The sequence below is a fragment of the Pseudomonas sp. FW215-R2 genome, from assembly GCF_058789255.1.
The window spans coordinates 455839-472403 of sequence record NZ_JBYTBO010000001.1 but is presented as its reverse complement, the minus strand read 5'-3'; the positions used below and the strand labels follow the sequence as shown (position 1 = coordinate 472403).

At 61.8% G+C, this 16565-nt stretch carries 15 protein-coding genes; 6 read left to right on the top strand and 9 right to left on the bottom strand.

Features of this window, described 5'->3' with window-relative positions:
* Positions 1–23: 23 nt before the first annotated feature.
* The gene (locus AC3WRD_RS02085; protein ID WP_096821896.1) at positions 24–284 is read right to left on the bottom strand and encodes a hypothetical protein; all 261 of its coding nucleotides are present in this window, start codon (positions 282–284) and stop codon (positions 24–26) included.
* A gap of 261 nt (positions 285–545) precedes the next feature.
* On the opposite strand from AC3WRD_RS02085, the gene AC3WRD_RS02080 reads away from it, so the two are divergent.
* Positions 546–728 carry a type II toxin-antitoxin system HicA family toxin gene (locus AC3WRD_RS02080; protein WP_065261145.1) on the top strand — a complete coding sequence of 61 codons (183 nt, stop codon included), beginning with the start codon at positions 546–548 and terminating at the stop codon, positions 726–728.
* A gap of 59 nt (positions 729–787) precedes the next feature.
* Complete coding sequence (locus tag AC3WRD_RS02075) at positions 788–1189, top strand: type II toxin-antitoxin system HicB family antitoxin (protein ID WP_102620629.1); 402 nt, start codon at positions 788–790, stop codon at positions 1187–1189.
* A gap of 22 nt (positions 1190–1211) precedes the next feature.
* On the opposite strand, the gene AC3WRD_RS02070 is transcribed toward AC3WRD_RS02075, so the two are convergent.
* On the bottom strand, positions 1212–2249 hold the full coding sequence (locus AC3WRD_RS02070; protein ID WP_102620591.1) for a LacI family DNA-binding transcriptional regulator: 1038 nt from the start codon (positions 2247–2249) through the stop codon (positions 1212–1214).
* Positions 2250–2455: 206 nt separating this feature from the next.
* On the opposite strand from AC3WRD_RS02070, the gene AC3WRD_RS02065 reads away from it, so the two are divergent.
* Genes AC3WRD_RS02065 through mgrA form a run of 3 tightly spaced genes read left to right on the top strand, consistent with a single transcriptional unit; the run spans position 2456 to position 7079 of the window.
* Positions 2456–4681 (top strand): TonB-dependent receptor, encoded by a 2226-nt coding sequence (locus AC3WRD_RS02065; protein ID WP_102620592.1) that lies wholly within the window; start codon positions 2456–2458, stop codon positions 4679–4681.
* A 1-nt stretch (position 4682) separates the two neighbouring features.
* A complete protein-coding gene (locus AC3WRD_RS02060; protein ID WP_102620593.1) occupies positions 4683–6002 on the top strand; it encodes an LLM class flavin-dependent oxidoreductase in 1320 nt (439 codons plus the stop codon).
* A 39-nt stretch (positions 6003–6041) separates the two neighbouring features.
* Positions 6042–7079 carry an L-glyceraldehyde 3-phosphate reductase gene (mgrA, locus tag AC3WRD_RS02055; protein WP_102620594.1) on the top strand — a complete coding sequence of 346 codons (1038 nt, stop codon included), beginning with the start codon at positions 6042–6044 and terminating at the stop codon, positions 7077–7079.
* A 46-nt stretch (positions 7080–7125) separates the two neighbouring features.
* Here mgrA and tauD read toward each other — a convergent pair whose 3' ends face one another.
* The 7 genes from tauD to AC3WRD_RS02020 all read right to left on the bottom strand — a co-directional run bounded on the left by tauD (position 7126) and on the right by AC3WRD_RS02020 (position 15454).
* Complete coding sequence (tauD, locus tag AC3WRD_RS02050; RefSeq protein ID WP_096821900.1) at positions 7126–7968, bottom strand: taurine dioxygenase; 843 nt, start codon at positions 7966–7968, stop codon at positions 7126–7128.
* Between the two features lie 57 nt (positions 7969–8025).
* Positions 8026–8865, bottom strand: a complete 840-nt coding sequence (gene tauC / locus AC3WRD_RS02045; protein WP_064382739.1) for a taurine ABC transporter permease TauC — start codon at positions 8863–8865, stop codon at positions 8026–8028.
* The gene (gene tauB, locus AC3WRD_RS02040; RefSeq protein WP_102620595.1) at positions 8862–9656 is read right to left on the bottom strand and encodes a taurine ABC transporter ATP-binding subunit; all 795 of its coding nucleotides are present in this window, start codon (positions 9654–9656) and stop codon (positions 8862–8864) included. Before tauB ends, tauC begins: the two co-directional genes overlap by 4 nt.
* Positions 9657–9672: 16 nt before the next feature.
* Positions 9673–10650 carry a taurine ABC transporter substrate-binding protein gene (gene tauA / locus AC3WRD_RS02035; protein ID WP_102620596.1) on the bottom strand — a complete coding sequence of 326 codons (978 nt, stop codon included), beginning with the start codon at positions 10648–10650 and terminating at the stop codon, positions 9673–9675.
* 298 nt (positions 10651–10948) lie between these two features.
* A complete protein-coding gene (gene gshA, locus AC3WRD_RS02030; RefSeq protein WP_102620597.1) occupies positions 10949–12532 on the bottom strand; it encodes a glutamate--cysteine ligase in 1584 nt (527 codons plus the stop codon).
* 214 nt (positions 12533–12746) lie between these two features.
* The gene (locus AC3WRD_RS02025) at positions 12747–13130 is read right to left on the bottom strand and encodes a PaaI family thioesterase (RefSeq protein ID WP_085712709.1); all 384 of its coding nucleotides are present in this window, start codon (positions 13128–13130) and stop codon (positions 12747–12749) included.
* On the bottom strand, positions 13130–15454 hold the full coding sequence (locus AC3WRD_RS02020) for a Tex family protein (RefSeq protein ID WP_102620598.1): 2325 nt from the start codon (positions 15452–15454) through the stop codon (positions 13130–13132). The genes AC3WRD_RS02025 and AC3WRD_RS02020 overlap by 1 nt, the downstream gene beginning before the upstream one ends.
* A 360-nt stretch (positions 15455–15814) precedes the next feature.
* Between AC3WRD_RS02020 and ompR the strand changes: the two genes are divergently transcribed.
* On the top strand, positions 15815–16555 hold the full coding sequence (ompR, locus tag AC3WRD_RS02015) for an osmolarity response regulator transcription factor OmpR (RefSeq protein ID WP_007952694.1): 741 nt from the start codon (positions 15815–15817) through the stop codon (positions 16553–16555).
* Positions 16556–16565 lie beyond the last annotated feature (10 nt).

Sequence of the window (16565 nt, the reverse complement as noted above, 5' to 3'; positions counted from 1 at the left end):
CGGGGCAGGGCGCCGGGACGGATTCAGGTCTCGGCGCTCAGCACCATGAACAAAACCATCGCGGCGATCGGCACGCCGAACACGGCGCTGCCAATCGCGATCTCCGACCCCAGCGGCTGCCCGGCGTGCACCACGCCGACCGCGCCATTGATCACCGTCAACGCCAGCCACAACGCCGCGAAGCCGTAGGCCAGCGTCTGCCGGCTGAAGCCGATGCGCTCGCCGATATAGAACATCAGCGCCAGCAGGATCAGGCCGAAGAAGATGATGATTGCGGTGTGCATGGTCGGGATCTGCCTGTGAAAGGGAGTCGTCCTGTCTTTGCTGAGCATAGGTCAGCTGTCAGCCTCATGTCGTTCGACACATTTCGGCACGTATCCATCTGTTTATGCGGGCCGCTTGTTAGGCGCGCTCACCGCTGATCTGGATATTAAACACGTGTCTGCCTGGTAGGCTAATATTTGTCCAAGTGTGTATGGTGTGTATTGGGTGAGGCGTCCAGCTCCTAAAGTACGCAGCTCTTGCTGTCGAACAGGGCGAAGGAAATGCGTAGTCGGGAAATGATCAGGATGATCGAGGAGGATGGCTGGTATCTGGTCGCCGTCAAAGGTAGTCACCACCAATACAAACATCCGGGCAAGCCAGGGAGGGTGACGATCAAGCATCCGGATTCGGATCTTCCCAAGGGTACGATCAACAGCATCTTGAAACAGGCGGGTTTGAAATGAAGCCCGTGATTGGAAACGAAAGTCCCTTTATGGACATGTCAGAGGAAGGATTCACTTACATGAAATTCCCGGTCGTTCTGCACAAGGATGCCGACTCAGACTACGGAGTGATTATCCCGGATGTACCGGGCTGTTTCTCCGCAGGCACAACGGTAGCCGAAGCTTTTGACAACACTCAGGAGGCACTGGCCTTGCACTATGAGGGATTGGTCGCTGATGGCGCGCCGTTGCCTCGGGTTCAGGACATTGATGCTCATCTCGAGAACCCGGATTACACCGGCGGTATCTGGGGTGTAGTCGAGTTTGATATCACTCCCTATTTCGGCAAGTCGGTGCGCTTCAACGCTACGCTGCCGGAGCAGTTGCTGGAGCGTATTGACCAAACTGTACGACGGGATCAGCGTTACAGCTCTCGCTCCGGATTTCTGGCTGCTGCTGCCTTGCGTGAGTTGTCGGCTTAAGGCCGGTTTACAGCATTTGGGGTCAGGTACTTTCCCGCTCAATGACCGTGCATTGCAGCAGATTCAACCGCTGCACCTCATCGCTCGGCAGCACGCCCAGACTTTCCAGTACTCGCGTCGCCGCCAGTACGCCGATCTCCAGCGCCGGCGGTTTGATCGTGCTCAGACTCGGCAGCAGCATCTCGGCGAACGGGTAGTCGCCGAAGCCGAGGACGGCGCAGTCTTCGGGAATCTTGAGGCCGGCCCGTTGCCCGGCGAGCAGGCCGCCGGCGGCGAGGTTGTCGTTGGCGAAGATGATGGCGTCCGGGCGCGGTGAGGTGTTCATCAGCGCTTCCATCGCTTGCTTGCCGGCCTCGAACGGGGCGCGATCGGCATCTGGTGCGAATACCCACGGTTCCAGACCGAACTCGCGGACGGTCGCTGCGTAACCGTCGCGGCGTTCCAGTGCGCTGAAGTCGCCGGGTGCGCTGTTCTGCACGAAGGCGATTCGCCGATAGCCTTTGCCGTGCAGATAACGAGCGGCGCTGACACCCACCTCGAAGTGCGAAAAACCGATCTGCATCGGCTCGCGATCCGGCTGGTAATCCCAGGTTTCGATCACCGGGATATCCGCTTCGGCGAGCATCTTTTCCGTGCCCGTGCTGTGGAAGTGACTGGTGACCACCAGCGCCGCCGGCGACCAGCCGAGGAAGGCCCGTACCGCGTTTTCTTCTTGCTCGGCGCTGAAGTAACTCGAGGCCAGCAGCAACTGATAACCGTGGCGGCTGAGGGTGTCGCTGAAGCCTTGAATGGTGTTGGCGAAGATCGGCCCGGAGATGTTCGGGATCACCATGCCGACGATTTTTCCCCGCGCCGAGGCGAGCCCGCCGGCCACCAGGTTCGGCACATAACCCAGCTCGGCGACCACCGCCGCGATCCGCTCGCGGCGTTCGGGCGACACCTGGTCCGGCTGGTTGAAGTAGCGCGACACGGTGATTGCCGAAACACCGGCCTGGCGCGCCACCGCGTTGAGGGTCACGCGACCGGCGCCACGGCGTTTGCGGGGCTTTTCTTCGCTCAAGGCTCGATCCTTCTTAAAAACCAAAACGCATATAAAAGTAATTTTTCAGTATTGGACGGTCTATGTCCGGCTTGCCAATACTGGCGATGTTAGCGCTAACAAAGCGCGTTGTCTGCTACTCGCTCGAGCGAATGCCCAAGACACCGAGACAGGCGCTGTCGTCGCAGAACGGCAGCGGTTCAGGGCAACTTTTCGAGCGGGCAAACATGCACAACATTCCTGGGGCGACACACAAACTGGCGCAATCGATCCGCGCTGCGGGCTGGCTACTCACCGGGCTGGCCGCGCTGCCGCTGCCCGCCGCGTTCGCCGCCGACAGCACCGATCAGGAGCCGACACTCAAGTCCGTCACGGTCACCGCCACCCGCCGCGAAGAGTCGCTGCAAAAGGTCCCGGTGGCGGTGTCGGTGATCGACGGCGAGCAACTGGAACGCGACAACCGCAACAGTGTGGCGAGCATCGTCCAGCAAGTGCCATCGCTGAATTTCCGCACTGGCGCATCGAACAAGGACACCTCGTTGTTCGTGCGTGGCGTGGGGACGATTTCCACCTCGCCGGGCGTCGAGCCGACGGTGGCCACGGTGATTGACGGCGTGGTCTACGCCCGTCCTGGCCAGTCGACTCTGGATCTGCTGGATCTGGAGCGCGTCGAGGTTCTGCGCGGCCCGCAAGGCACGCTGTTCGGCAAAAACGCGTCGGCCGGCGTGCTGAACATCACCAGCAAGGCGCCGACCGCCGAGACCCACGGTTACATCGATCAGTCGTACTACAGCGGCAACGAAAGCCGCACCCGTTTCGGCATTGGCGGCAGCCTGATTCCGGACACGCTCAAGGGTTCGATCAGCACCTTGTTCGGCACTTACGACGGCAACGTCGATAACAAGCACAATGGCCAGGAGGTCAACGGTTACAACCATCGCGGTGTACGCGGCAAACTGGAATTCACCCCGAACGACGACGTCACCTTCACCCTGATCGCCGACTACATGCAGTCCCACGATGACGGCCCCAACGGCGTCGTCACCAAGTCGTTGACCCCGGCCTTCGCCAACGCGCTGAGTCCGGTCAGCGCCACCAGCCACAACCGCGACATCAACACCGACACCCGCACCCACGTCGAAGACACCAACAAGGGCCTGTCCGGCCAGCTCGACTGGCAACTGGGCGATTACACCCTGACGTCGATCACCGCGTGGCGTGGCTGGGACAACACCCAGTATCAGGACGGCGACCGCCTCGGCACGGTGACGGCCGCGTTCCCCGGCACAGCGGACAAGGGCGATCTGGCCTTCGACCAGTACTCGCAGGAGTTGCGTCTGGCCTCGCCGAAAGGCGAGTTCCTCGAATACGTCGGCGGCCTGTTCTACATGCACGGCAAGGACGAGGAAACCTATCAGCGCACGCTGACCACCACCACGCGGACTGATCGCGGCGTCGCCGATTACAGCACCACCAGCGACAGCTACGCAGTGTTCGGCGAAAGCACGCTGAATTTCACCTCGGACTTCCGAGGCATCGCCGGCCTGCGCTACACCCACGACGATCTGGAATACGATCACCGTCGCGTTTCCACTTCTGCAACCACGGTCAGCGGCATTCAACCGGCCACCCGCAGTTCCGGTTCGGTGGACGAGGACGGCTGGTCCGGTCGGCTCGGTTTGCAGTACGACTTGAGCGATGCGGTCACCACTTATTTGACCTACTCTCGCGGTTACAAAGGCCCGGCCTACAACGTGTTCTTCAACATGCAGCCGCGCGATACCGAAGCACTGAAACCGGAAACCTCCAACACCTGGGAGGCGGGGATCAAGGCTTCATCCTGGAACAATCGACTGACCACCAACCTCGCGGTTTTCCACAGCGACTACGACAACTACCAGGCGAACTTTTTCGACACCGTCGCCGGGCAAGTGGTGACGCGCCTGATCAACGCCGGCAGCGTCAGCACCGAGGGCGTGGAACTCGATTACGCCTTGCAGGCGACCCAGCAACTGAAGTTCTCCGGAGCGCTGGCTTACACCCGCGCCCGCATCGACCAGTTCGCCTGCCCGGCGGGTGCGGCGGCGTCGTGCAACGTCAACGGCAAACCGCTGCCATTCAGCCCGGACTGGAAAAGCTACGTGCGGGCCGACTACACCATCCCGCTGGATAACGGCCTGGATATCGAACTCGGCACCGACTACAGCTGGCAGAGCGAAGTGCAGTACGACATCAGCCAGAACGCCGACACCAAGCAGGGCGCCTACGGCCTCTGGAATGCCAGCGTCGCCCTGGCCGATTACACCAACGGCTGGCGCGTGGCATTGCTGGGCAAGAATCTCACCGACAAGTCGTATTCGCCGTTGCTCGCCAGCGGTGGCAATTACATCTACCGCGCCGTGCCTCGCGACGACGAGCGTTACTTCGGCGTGCAACTGCGCAAGGACTTCTGAGATGAGCAGACAGCTGAAACTCGGCGCGTTTCTCATGGCCACCGGGCACCACGTCGCCGCGTGGCGTCATCCGGATGTGCCGGCCAACGCCGGGCTGGATTTCGCCCATTACAAACGTCTGGCGCAGATTGCCGAGGCAGCGAAGTTCGATACGTTGTTCGTCGCCGACAGCGTCGCTGCGCCGACCCAGGATATCGCCAGCCGGATGGCCCGTTCGGATCACTTCGAGCCGCTGACGTTGCTCTCGGCCTTGAGCGCCGTGACCGAACGCATCGGCCTGATCGCCACCGCCACTACCAGCTACAACGAGCCGTATCACGTGGCGCGTAAATTTGCTTCGCTCGATCACCTCTCGGGCGGGCGAGCGGGGTGGAATCTGGTGACCTCGGACAACGCCGCCGAAGCGCAGAATTTCGGCCGCGACGAACACATCGGCCATGCAGAACGCTACAGTCGCGCCCGAGAATTTCATCAGGTGGTGACCGGGCTCTGGGACAGTTGGCAGGACGACGCCTTCCTCCGCGACAAGGCCAGCGGAGCGTATTACGACCCGGAAAAATTGCATGTGCTGGATCACGTCGGTGAGCACTTCCGGGTCAAGGGCCCGCTGAACGTCGCACGTTCGCCACAGGGTCAGCCGGTGATCGTGCAGGCTGGCTCGTCGGAAACCGGGCGTGAACTGGCGGCGCAGACGGCCGAAGTGGTGTTCACCGCGCAGACCTCACTGGCCAGCGCCCAGGCGTTTTACGCCGACCTCAAGGGACGCTTGCCGAAGTACGGGCGCAGCGCCGATTCGCTGAAAATCATGCCCGGTGTGTTTGTCGTCGTCGGGCAGACGGAAGCCGAAGCGCAGGAAAAATGTGAAACGTTTCAGCAATTGGTCGAACCCGAGGTTGGTGTCGCCCTGCTTGGGCGTATGCTGGGCAACTTCGACCTGTCGAAGTACCCGTTGGACGGGCCGCTGCCGGAATTGCCGCTGACTGAAAGCGGCCAGCAGAGCCGGCAGAAACTGCTGACAGAACTGGCCGGCCGGGAGCGTCTGACCCTGGCCGAACTGGGCCGCAGAATCGCCGGCGGCCGCGGGCATTACAGCGTCGTCGGCACGCCGGCGCAGATTGCCGACCGCTTGCAGGAGTGGTTCGAGCAGGGCGCGGCGGACGGCTTCAACGTGCTGGTGCCGCACCTGCCCGGCGGGCTCGAAGATTTCGCCAATGGCGTGGTCCCGGAACTGCAACGGCGCGGACTGTTCAGAACCGAATACGAGGGCCGGACCTTGCGCCAGAACCTTGGCCTCGCCCGTCCCGGCAACAGATTTGCGTAGCAATCGACACCCATTTCAAGACCGACAAGAGAGGATTCGATGACTTACACCGCTGCCGAAAACCGTTATGACTCCATCCCTTACCGCCGCGTCGGACGCAGCGGTCTGGTGCTGCCGGCGCTGTCCCTGGGCCTGTGGCACAACTTCGGCGACAGCACGCCGATCGACACCCAGCGTGCCTTGCTGCGCACCGCGTTCGATCTGGGGATCAACCACTTCGACCTGGCCAACAACTACGGCCCTCCCTACGGCAGCGCCGAGACCAATTTCGGCCGTTTGCTGCGCGAAGACTTCAAGCAATATCGCGATGAACTGATCATCTCCAGCAAGGCCGGTTGGGACATGTGGCCCGGCCCTTACGGCCAGGGCGGCGGTTCGCGCAAATACGTGCTGGCCAGCCTCGACCAGAGCCTGCAACGCCTGGGCCTGGACTATGTGGATATCTTTTATTCGCACCGCTTCGACCCGGACACCCCGCTGGAAGAAACCGCCAGCGCCCTCGCCACTGCCGTGCAGCAGGGCAAGGCGTTGTACATCGGCATCTCGTCGTACTCCGGGGTGAAAACTCGTGAGATCGCCGCGCTGCTCAAAGAGTGGAAAGTGCCGCTGTTGATTCACCAGCCGGCCTACAACCTGCTCAACCGTTGGGTGGAAAAAGACCTGCTCGACACCACCGAAGAACTCGGCACTGGCGTGATTGCGTTCACCCCGCTGGCGCAGGGTCTGCTGACCGACAAATACCTCAACGGCGTGCCGGCGGATGCGCGGGTCAATCGTCCGGGGGGTGGTTCGTTGCAGGCTTCACATTTGTCCGGGGCCAACATCGCTCATGTGCGGGCGTTGAATGAAATCGCCAAACGTCGTGGGCAGAGTCTGGCGCAACTGGCGCTGGCGTGGACGCTGCGGGATCCGCGAGTGACCTCGGCCCTGATCGGCGCGAGCCGGCCGGAGCAGATTGTCGAGAACGTCGGGGCGTTGAAGAACCTGAGTTTCAGTGCGGAAGAGTTGGCGGAGATTGACCGGTTTGCCCAGGAGGGCGGGATCAATCTTTGGGAGAAGCCTTCGACGGCGGAATAACGACACACTGATCGTTCCCACGCAGAGCGTGGGAACGATCAATTGTTCAGCGAAAAAACGGCACATCCCCCAACACCGTAGCCCGCTGCATCACCCGCCGCGCCGGCCGGTAATCATCCACCGCGTAATGCTGCGTCACGCGGTTATCCCAGAACGCAATGTCATCCTTCTGCCAGCGCCAGCGAATGGTGAACTCCGGCCGCGTCGCGTGGGCGAACAGAAACTTCAGCACCGCTTCACTCTCAGTCTCCGACAACTCATTGATCTTCGACGTGAAGCCTTCGTTGACGAACAACGAACGCCGCCCGCTCACTGGGTGCGTGCGAATCACCGGATGCGACAGCGGTGGATTCTTGCGCCGCGCCTCTTCCCACTGCGCCAGTGCTTCCGGCGTGTTGCCATAGCGCTCCAACGGAAATGAGCGGGTGAAGTCGTGAGTCGCGGTCAACCCTTCGAGCAGCGCTTTCATCGGCGTCGACAGCGCCTCATACGCGGCAATCCCGCTGGCCCACAACGTATCGCCGCCGAACTCCGGCAACAGCTTGGCGCTGAGCACCGCGCCCATGGCCGGGGTTGGCAGGAAGGTGACGTCGGTGTGCCAGATCGCGTTGTCGCGCACGTCGGTGACGGCGGTGTCGAGGATCAGCACTTCCGGTTGCTCAGGCACATTAGGGTAGATCGGGTGAATGTGCAGGTCGCCGAAGTAGTGGGCGAAACGTGCCTGTTGCGACGGCTCGATCGGCTGATTGCGGAAGAACAGCACCTGGTATTTGAGCAGTGCCTGCTCGATGGCGTCGCGCTGTTCCAGGTTCAGCGGCTGGCTGATGTCGACGCCGCTGATCTGTGCGCCGAGGGCCGAGCTTAACGGGGTGATGTTCAGGCTGCTCATGGTGGTTCTCTTCAATTCCGGGGCCCCGAAACTGTCGGGGTAGTCAGTGCTGAAAAATCAGTGGGCCTGGCCGTGCCACGGCACCAGTTTGCGTTGCAGGGCGCGCAGGCCCATTTCCATGGCGAAGGCAATCAGGGCGATGACCAGAATCCCCAGCACCACCACGTCGGTGACCAGGAATTGCGCAGCCGACTGCACCATGAAGCCCAGGCCACTGGTGGCCGCGATCAATTCGGCGGCGACCAGAGTCGACCAGCCGACACCCAGGCCAATGCGCACACCGGTCAGAATGTCCGGCAGCGCGCTCGGCAAAATCACGTGGCGAATCAGTTGTGCGCGAGTGGCGCCCAGCGATTGCGCAGCGCGCAGTTTGGCCGGGTCGACGGTGCGCACGCCGGTGGCGGTGGCAATCGCGATCGGGGCGAAAATCGCCAGGTAGATCAGCAGCACTTTCGACAATTCGCCGATGCCGCACCAGATCACGATCAGCGGCAGATACGCGAGCGGCGGAATAGGGCGGTAGAACTCGATCAGCGGATCCAGCACACCTCGGGCGATGCGGTTGGCGCCGATGGCAATGCCCACCGGCACCGCGGTCAGAATCGCAAAACCCAGGCCCAGACCGATGCGGCTCAGGCTCGCGCCCAGGTGCTGCCACAACGTCGAATCCATGTAACCCGTGGTCGCCAGTAACCAACCTTTTTGCAGTACGGCGGACGGTGGCGGCAGGAACAGCGGTTCGATCAGGCCGGTGGCCGTGACGGCCCACCAGATCACCAGCAACGCGAACAAGGTCAGCAGGCTGATCCAGCGAGTGCTGAGGCTGCGACGCACAGGAATCACCACCGACGTGGCGGCGGGTTTCACTGCGGTGGCGGAAACGTCGTAACTGCTCATGCGCGCTCCTGCCGCTGAACGGCGCTGCGTTGCGAGAACACTTTGGCGAGCACGTGTTCGCGGGTTTCGATGAAGCGCGGATCGGACTTGATCGCTCGCGCCGATTCGCCGGCGGCGTAACGCTGGCCAAAATCGAGATGCAGACGCTCGACGATCTGCCCCGGATTCGGCGCCAGCAGAATCAGGTCGGTGGCGAGGAACACCGCCTCTTCAATGTCGTGGGTAATCAGGAACACCGGTTTGGCGGTGCGTTGCCAGACTTGCAGCAACAGTTCCTGCATCTGTTCGCGGGTGAAGGCGTCGAGGGCACCGAAGGGTTCGTCCATCAGCAGCACGCGCGGGTCGGCCGCGAGGGCGCGGGCCAGGCCGACACGTTGCTTCTGGCCACCGGAGAGTTGCCAGATGCGACGTTTTTCGAAACCGGAGAGATCGACCAGCGCGAGCATTTCCCGGGCGCGCTGTTCGCGTTTGTCCTTGGCGACACCGGCCAGTTCGAGACCGAAGGCAACGTTGGCCAGCACGTCCTGCCAGGGCAGCAGGGCGTCGTCCTGGAACACCACGCCGCGTTCGGCGCTCGGGCCTTTGACCGGCACACCGTCGAGGGTGATGCGGCCGGCGCTCGGTTCGACGAAGCCGGCAATCAGGTTCAACAGCGAAGTCTTGCCACTGCCGGACGGGCCGAGGGCGACCAGCAATTGCTGGGGCCCCAGGGTCAGAGAGATATCCGCCAGCACCGGTTCCGGGCTGCCGGGATACTGTGCGCTGATGCGCTCCAGCTGTAGCAAGGCCATCGCAATTAGCTCCCGATCAGTTGGTGATGTACTTGGGGGTGACGTACGGCGCGTAGTCCGGCAGAACCGCTTCGACCTTGCCTTGCTCCTTGAGGAACGCAGCGGTGTCGGTGATGGCTTTGGTGGTCGGCGCGCCGAGGTCACTGACCTGATCCGCCGCCAGCGGGTAGACGTTGCCTTGCAGCAGCAATGGAATGTCGCTGGCCTTGGCGCCGGACAGTTTCACCAGCTTGTCGACGTTGCTCTGATTGGCGATCCAGGCTTTTGGATCCTTGCGGTAGTCGGCGTAGGCGTCGAGGGTGACCTTGGCGAATGCGGTAACGATTTCCGGGTGCTTCTCGGCGAAGTCTTTGCGCACGATCCAGGCGTCGAAAGTTGGCGCGCCGAACTTGGCCAGTTCGCCGGAAGTAATCAGCACTTTGCCGTTTTCCTTGGCCACACCCAGCGCCGGATCCCAAACGTAGGTGGCATCGATGTCACCGCGCTTCCACGCGGCAATGATCGCTGGCGGGGCGAGGTTGAGGACGGTGACTTTCGAAGGGTCGATGTTCCAGTGCTTCAGCGCGGCCAGCAGGCTGTAGTGACCGGTGGACACGAATGGCACGGCGATTTTCTTGCCGACCAGATCCTGCGGCGTCTTGATGCCGGAGCCGTCGCGGGCGACCAGCGCTTCAGCAGCGCCGATCTGAGTGGCGATAAGGAAGGTTTCCACCGGGACTTTGCGGGTGATCGCGGCAGTCAGGGGGCTGGAACCGAGGTAGCCGATCTGCACGTCGCCGGAAGCGATGGCGGTGATGACGTCGGCACCGTTGTCGAACTTGCGCCAGCTGATATCGGCCTTGGTGGCTTTCTCATAGGCGCCGTCGGCCTGGGCGACTTTCGCCGGGTCAACGGTGGTCTGGTAGGCGACGGTGAGGTCGGCGGCCTGAGCCAGGAAACTCGCGGCAGCCAGAGAGGCCACGGCCAGCAGGCGAAGCGGGACATTCAGTTTCATTGAAGAGCTCCATATCAGGCGACCGAGCGTCGGCGTGAAAGGAGACTAAATGATCTAAGAATCTAGAAATAAATAACTTTTTAGACTTAGCTTATGAGCGGAAAAATCTAAGCCGGGGGTATTTGATAGTTCCCACGCTCTGCGTGGGAATTCAGCTTGTGACGCTCCGCGTCACTGGGACGCAGAGCGTCCCTTGAGGCATTCCCACGCGGAGCGTGGGAACGATCATTAGCGTGAGGCGTTCCCAAGCGGACGGCTCGACGCCTCGATGTTGGAACGATCAACGAGTGGAAGGCAGTCAGTTGCTGATCGCCAGAATACTCGCCTGATACGACCCGACAAACACGTCGAAATCGCCCACCTCGTTCTGCTCCAGCTCAGCCTGTTGCGCCAGCGACGACCGCGCCAGTTCTTCAAACTTCGCCTGTTCCTCAGCCGCCAACGGCTCGCTGCGGAAGAACTCGGCGTGAGCCTGGCTCTGGCGCAGGGAGAATTGCGCGAAGCTTTCCTTGTGCTCGGCCATCGCCGCCAGCACCTGGGCCGAAGGCGTCAGGGACGAATCCTTGACCTTGGCCAGTTGTGCGTCGAGTGCCTTGCTGTGGGCATCTCCACCATGGCTTTGATCCAGCAGCGCCGCCAGTGGAGCAATTTTTTCCAGCAGTTCGGCGGCCCATTCCTTCAGTTCGACCGGTTGGCCGTCACGCTGCAATTGCAGGCCCGGACGACGACCTTCCTTGACCACGCTGAGGAAGTTCGACGTGGCGTTGCCGCAGCTGATGTTGGTCAGCAGCGGGCTGTCGTTCAGTGCGCAGTACAGCAGGAACGCGTCGAGGAAGCGCGATTCGGTGAGGTCGATGCCCATCGGCAGGAACGGGTTGATGTCCAGGCAACGCACTTCGACGTACTGGATGCCACGGGCGACCAGCGCCTGGATCGGCCGCTCGCCGGTGTAGGTCACGCGTTTCGGGCGGATGTTGGAGTAGTACTCGTTTTCGATCTGCAGGATGTTGGTGTTCAGTTGCACCCACTCGCCATCCTGGTGCGTGCCGACTTCTACATACGGCGCGTATGGCGTGGCCACCGCCTTGCGCAGGCTGTCGGTGTAGCTTGCCAGGTCGTTGTAGCAAGGGGTCAGGCCAGCCTGGGCGTTGCTCTGGTAACCGAGGTCACTCATGCGCAGGCTGGTGGCGTAAGGCAGGTACAGAGTGTCCGGGTCCAACTGTTCCAGTTGATGCGAACGGCCGCGCAGGAACCCCGCGTCCAGCGCCGGCGAAGCACCGAACAGGTACATCAGCAGCCAGCTGTAGCGACGGAAGTTGCGGATCAGCGCGATATAGGACGACGACTGGAAATCCCGGTCGGTGCCGACGAAGCCTTCGGCTTCTTTCAGCAGCGGCCAGAGCTTTTCCGGCAGGGAGAAGTTGTAGTGAATCCCGGCGATGCACTGCATGGTCTTGCCGTAACGCAGGGCCAGGCCCTTGCGGTAGACATACTTGAGCTGACCAATGTTGGAGGTGCCGTAATAGGCGATCGGGATATCTTCCTCGGCCGGCAACGGGCACGGCATCGATGGACTCCACAGGTACTCGTTGCCGAGCTTGCTGTAGGCGAAGCGATGAATCTTGTCCAGGCTGGCCAGGGTGTCGGCCGGGTCTGGCAGGGCAGGCGTGATGAATTCCAGCAGCGACTCGGAATAGTCGGTGGTGATCTGTTCGTTGGTCAGCGCGGAACCCAGGCTTTCAGGGTGCGGCGTTTGCGCCAGACGTCCCTCGCCGGTCACGCGCAGGCATTCACGTTCGATACCGTGCAGGCACTGCTCGAGCAGAGAGAGGTTGGCGCGCTCACCGAGCAGAGCCAGGCGGCGGTTGAGAAGTTCGCTCAATTTGGATTCCTTCACGCGTCAGTCGCCCCAATATGGGGGTGGGCAGGACGGTCTACAAGGGTGAAGTTGAAACTGGCGTTTTCGCCTGGTTTTCGGGCCATGAAAGCCCCATTGGAAACGCCAACTTCAGTCCCTGAATCTGGCAGACGCGGGCGAGGAAAACTCCGACGCTGCGATCACAGCGCCGAAATTAACTCAAAATGATGAACAACATCTACAGGACAGCGAACGTGCCTTGCGCTTTTGCGACCAGTTTGTCGCCCTGCATCACGTCGGCTTCGACCACCAGCGTGCGCCGGCCCGGGTGGATCACCCGCGCCGTGCACATCACCTCGCCCTCGGAGACGGCGCGGATGTAGTTGATCTTGCACTCGATGGTCGCGCTTTGCTGGTCAAAGCCGTGGGTGCTGGAACAGGCCAGCCCCATCGCGATATCGACCAGACTGAACAGCGCGCCGCCGTGCAGCTTGCCGCCGCGGTTGCGCAGTTCGGGTTCCAGCACCAGGGCGACTTGCGCCACCCCGGTTTCCAGGCTGTGCAGGCGGCAGCCCAACAGCTTGAAAAACGCGCTCTCGACGAGCCCGGCCGGAATTTCCATCAGCGTTTCTTCAACTGCTTGGCGTTGGCGAACAGCGACGCCATGGCGTTGTTCGCCGGAGCCGCCGGGGTAGTTTCCTTGCGCGGCGCTGAACCCTGCGACTGGCGTGGCGCCGAGCCTGGACGCGCGCCACGGGCACCGTCGATTTTCTCGCCCGGGGTGTCGCTCATGCGCATCGACAGGCCGACGCGTTTGCGCGGGATGTCGACTTCCATGACCTTCACTTTCACCACGTCACCGGCCTTCACCGCTTCGCGTGGATCCTTGATGAACTTCTCCGACAGCGCCGAGATGTGCACCAGACCATCCTGATGCACGCCGATGTCGACGAACGCGCCGAATGCGGTCACGTTGGTCACCACACCTTCGAGGATCATCCCCAGTTGCAGGTCTTTCAGGTCCTCGACGCCTTCCTGGAACTCGGCGGTCTTGAACTCCGGACGCGGGTCGCGGCCCGGTTTTTCCAGTTCCTGCAGGATGTCGGTGACGGTTGGCAGACCGAAGGTCTCGTCGGTGAATTTCTTCGGATCCAGACGCTTGAGGAACCCGGCATCGCCGATCAGCGAGCGGATGTCGCGGTCGGTTTCAGCGGCGATGCGTTGCACCAGCGGATAGGCTTCCGGGTGAACCGCCGAGGAATCCAGCGGGTTGTCGCCGTTCATCACGCGCAGGAAGCCGGCGGCCTGTTCGAAGGTTTTTTCGCCGAGACGCGCGACTTTCTTCAGTGCAGCGCGAGTCTTGAACGCGCCGTGTTCGTCACGGTGAGTCACGATGTTCTGCGCCAGGGTCGCGTTGAGGCCGGAGATCCGCGCCAGCAGCGCCACGGACGCGGTGTTCACGTCCACGCCCACGGCGTTCACGCAGTCCTCGACCACGGCGTCCAGGCCGCGTGCCAGTTTCAGCTGCGACACGTCGTGCTGGTACTGACCGACACCGATGGATTTCGGATCGATTTTCACCAGTTCGGCCAGTGGATCCTGCAAGCGACGGGCGATCGATACCGCGCCACGGATCGATACGTCCAGATCCGGGAATTCCTTGGCTGCCAGTTCCGATGCCGAGTACACCGATGCGCCGGCTTCGGAGACCATGACCTTGGTCATTTTCATCGCTGGATATTTTTTGATCAGCTCGATGGCCAGTTTGTCGGTTTCACGACTGGCGGTGCCGTTGCCGATGGCGATCAGGTCGACCGAGTGCTTGGCGCACAGGGCGGCCAGGATCGCGATGGTCTGATCCCATTTGTTGTGCGGCACGTGCGGGTAAACCGTGGCGTGATCCAGCAGCTTGCCGGTGGAGTCGACCACCGCGACCTTGCAGCCGGTGCGCAGGCCCGGGTCGAGACCCAGGGTGGCGCGCGGGCCGGCCGGAGCGGCCAGCAGCAGGTCGTGCAGGTTGTGGGCGAACACGTTGATCGCTTCGGTTTCGGCGCCGTCGCGCAGCTCGCCGAGCAGGTCGGTTTCCAGGTGGGTGTAGAGCTTGACCTTCCAGGTCCAGCGCACCACTTCACCCAGCCATTTGTCGGCCGGACGGTTCTGGTTCTGGATGCCGACTTGCTGGCCGATCATGCCTTCGCACGGATGCATGGTGCCCGGCAGTTCATCGCCGACCTTCAGTGCGGAGCTGAGAATGCCTTCATTGCGGCCACGGAAAATCGCCAGCGCGCGGTGCGACGGCATGCTTTTCAGCGGTTCGTCGTGTTCGAAGTAATCGCGGAACTTGGCGCCTTCCTCTTCCTTGCCAGCGATCACGCGGGCACTGAGGGTGGCTTCCTGTTTCAGGTAAGTACGCAGTTTTTCCAGCAGGTTGGCGTCTTCGGCGAAGCGCTCCATGAGGATGTACTTGGCGCCTTCCAGCGCAGCCTTGACGTCGGCCACGCCTTTTTCGGCGTCGATGAAGCGTGCGGCTTCGGCTTCCGGGGCCAGGCTCGGGTCGTTGAACAGACCGTCGGCCAGCTCGCCGAGGCCGGCTTCCAGGGCGATCTGGCCCTTGGTGCGGCGCTTCTGCTTGTACGGCAGATACAAGTCTTCGAGGCGGGTCTTGGTGTCGGCGAGTTTGATTTCGCGCTCCAGTTCAGGGGTGAGTTTGCCCTGCTCCTGGATGCTGGAAAGAATGCTGATGCGCCGTTCGTCGAGTTCTCGCAGGTAGCGCAGACGCTCTTCCAGATGACGCAGTTGAGTGTCATCGAGGCTGCCGGTCACTTCTTTCCGGTAACGGGCGATGAAGGGAACGGTAGAGCCTTCATCGAGTAGCGCGACGGCCGCTTCGACCTGTTGTGGGCGTACGCCGAGTTCCTCGGCGATGCGGCTGTTGATGCTGTCCATAAAACCACCTGACAAATTGTGAAAGCAGGCTCGCAGGCACGTAAATAAAGGCCCGGAGTCTGGTTGGGCGGCCTGACGCTTGCCGCTGCCTGGGTCAAAAGGCATCCCATTGACCCGTGAAATCGAACAATTACTGCGACGGCCCGGAAAATAAGAGACGGCCACCTGCGGTAACGATTCAGACGTTGCCTGACACAAAAGGCCGCGCATTATAACCAGCGTTCTGTCATTCGGGGGCGACACAGTCTGTAGGCTCAAGCCCCGGTTTTCTGGCAGTGAAGGAAAAATCTGCTAACAATGCACACGGTGCGTATAACGGCAGCTACGCCATAATGCGCGCCGAGCTAAAAGGAGCATCCAATGAGCAGCACTGCACAAACTGCTGAAGGCGAAAAAATTCTTATTGTTGACGATGATCCGGGGCTGAGCAGCCTGCTGGAACGCTTCTTCGTCAGCAAGGGCTACCGCGCCCGAGCCGTACCGAATACCGAGCAGATGGATCGTCTGCTGTCGCGTGAAGTGTTCAATCTGGTCGTCCTCGACCTGATGCTGCCGGGCGAAGACGGCCTGACCGCTTGCCGTCGCCTGCGTGGCGCGAACAATCAGATCCCGATCATCATGCTCACCGCCAAGGGCGACGAGCTGAGCCGTATCAAGGGCCTGGAACTGGGCGCCGACGACTACCTGGCCAAGCCGTTCAACCCGGACGAGTTGATGGCCCGCGTCAAAGCCGTGCTGCGCCGTCAGGCCGCACCGGTGCCGGGCGCGCCGGGCAGCGAAGAAGAGAACGTCACGTTCGGTGACTACGTGCTGTCCCTGGCCACCCGCGAACTCAAGCGCGGCGACGAAGTGCACATGCTCACCACCGGTGAGTTCGCGGTACTCAAGGCCCTGGTGATGAACGCCCGTCAGCCGCTGACCCGCGACAAACTGATGAACCTGGCCCGTGGCCGGGAATGGGATGCCCTGGAGCGTTCCATCGATGTGCAGATTTCCCGTCTGCGCCGGATGATCGAACCCGATCCGTCCAAACCGCGCTACATCCAGACTGTCTGGGGCGTGGGTTATGTGTTCGTGCCGGATGGCAACTCCACCAAGTGACGGGTGATTT

Coding starts and splice junctions, on each gene's coding strand:
- AC3WRD_RS02085 (WP_096821896.1), bottom strand. CDS start 284: ATGCACACCGCAATCATCATCTTCTTCGGCCTGATCCTGCTGGCGCTG.
- AC3WRD_RS02080 (WP_065261145.1), top strand. CDS start 546: ATGCGTAGTCGGGAAATGATCAGGATGATCGAGGAGGATGGCTGGTAT.
- AC3WRD_RS02075 (WP_102620629.1), top strand. CDS start 788: ATGAAATTCCCGGTCGTTCTGCACAAGGATGCCGACTCAGACTACGGA.
- AC3WRD_RS02065 (WP_102620592.1), top strand. CDS start 2,456: ATGCACAACATTCCTGGGGCGACACACAAACTGGCGCAATCGATCCGC.
- AC3WRD_RS02060 (WP_102620593.1), top strand. CDS start 4,683: ATGAGCAGACAGCTGAAACTCGGCGCGTTTCTCATGGCCACCGGGCAC.
- mgrA (WP_102620594.1), top strand. CDS start 6,042: ATGACTTACACCGCTGCCGAAAACCGTTATGACTCCATCCCTTACCGC.
- tauD (WP_096821900.1), bottom strand. CDS start 7,968: ATGAGCAGCCTGAACATCACCCCGTTAAGCTCGGCCCTCGGCGCACAG.
- tauC (WP_064382739.1), bottom strand. CDS start 8,865: ATGAGCAGTTACGACGTTTCCGCCACCGCAGTGAAACCCGCCGCCACG.
- tauB (WP_102620595.1), bottom strand. CDS start 9,656: ATGGCCTTGCTACAGCTGGAGCGCATCAGCGCACAGTATCCCGGCAGC.
- tauA (WP_102620596.1), bottom strand. CDS start 10,650: ATGAAACTGAATGTCCCGCTTCGCCTGCTGGCCGTGGCCTCTCTGGCT.
- AC3WRD_RS02025 (WP_085712709.1), bottom strand. CDS start 13,130: ATGGAAATTCCGGCCGGGCTCGTCGAGAGCGCGTTTTTCAAGCTGTTG.
- AC3WRD_RS02020 (WP_102620598.1), bottom strand. CDS start 15,454: ATGGACAGCATCAACAGCCGCATCGCCGAGGAACTCGGCGTACGCCCA.
- ompR (WP_007952694.1), top strand. CDS start 15,815: ATGAGCAGCACTGCACAAACTGCTGAAGGCGAAAAAATTCTTATTGTT.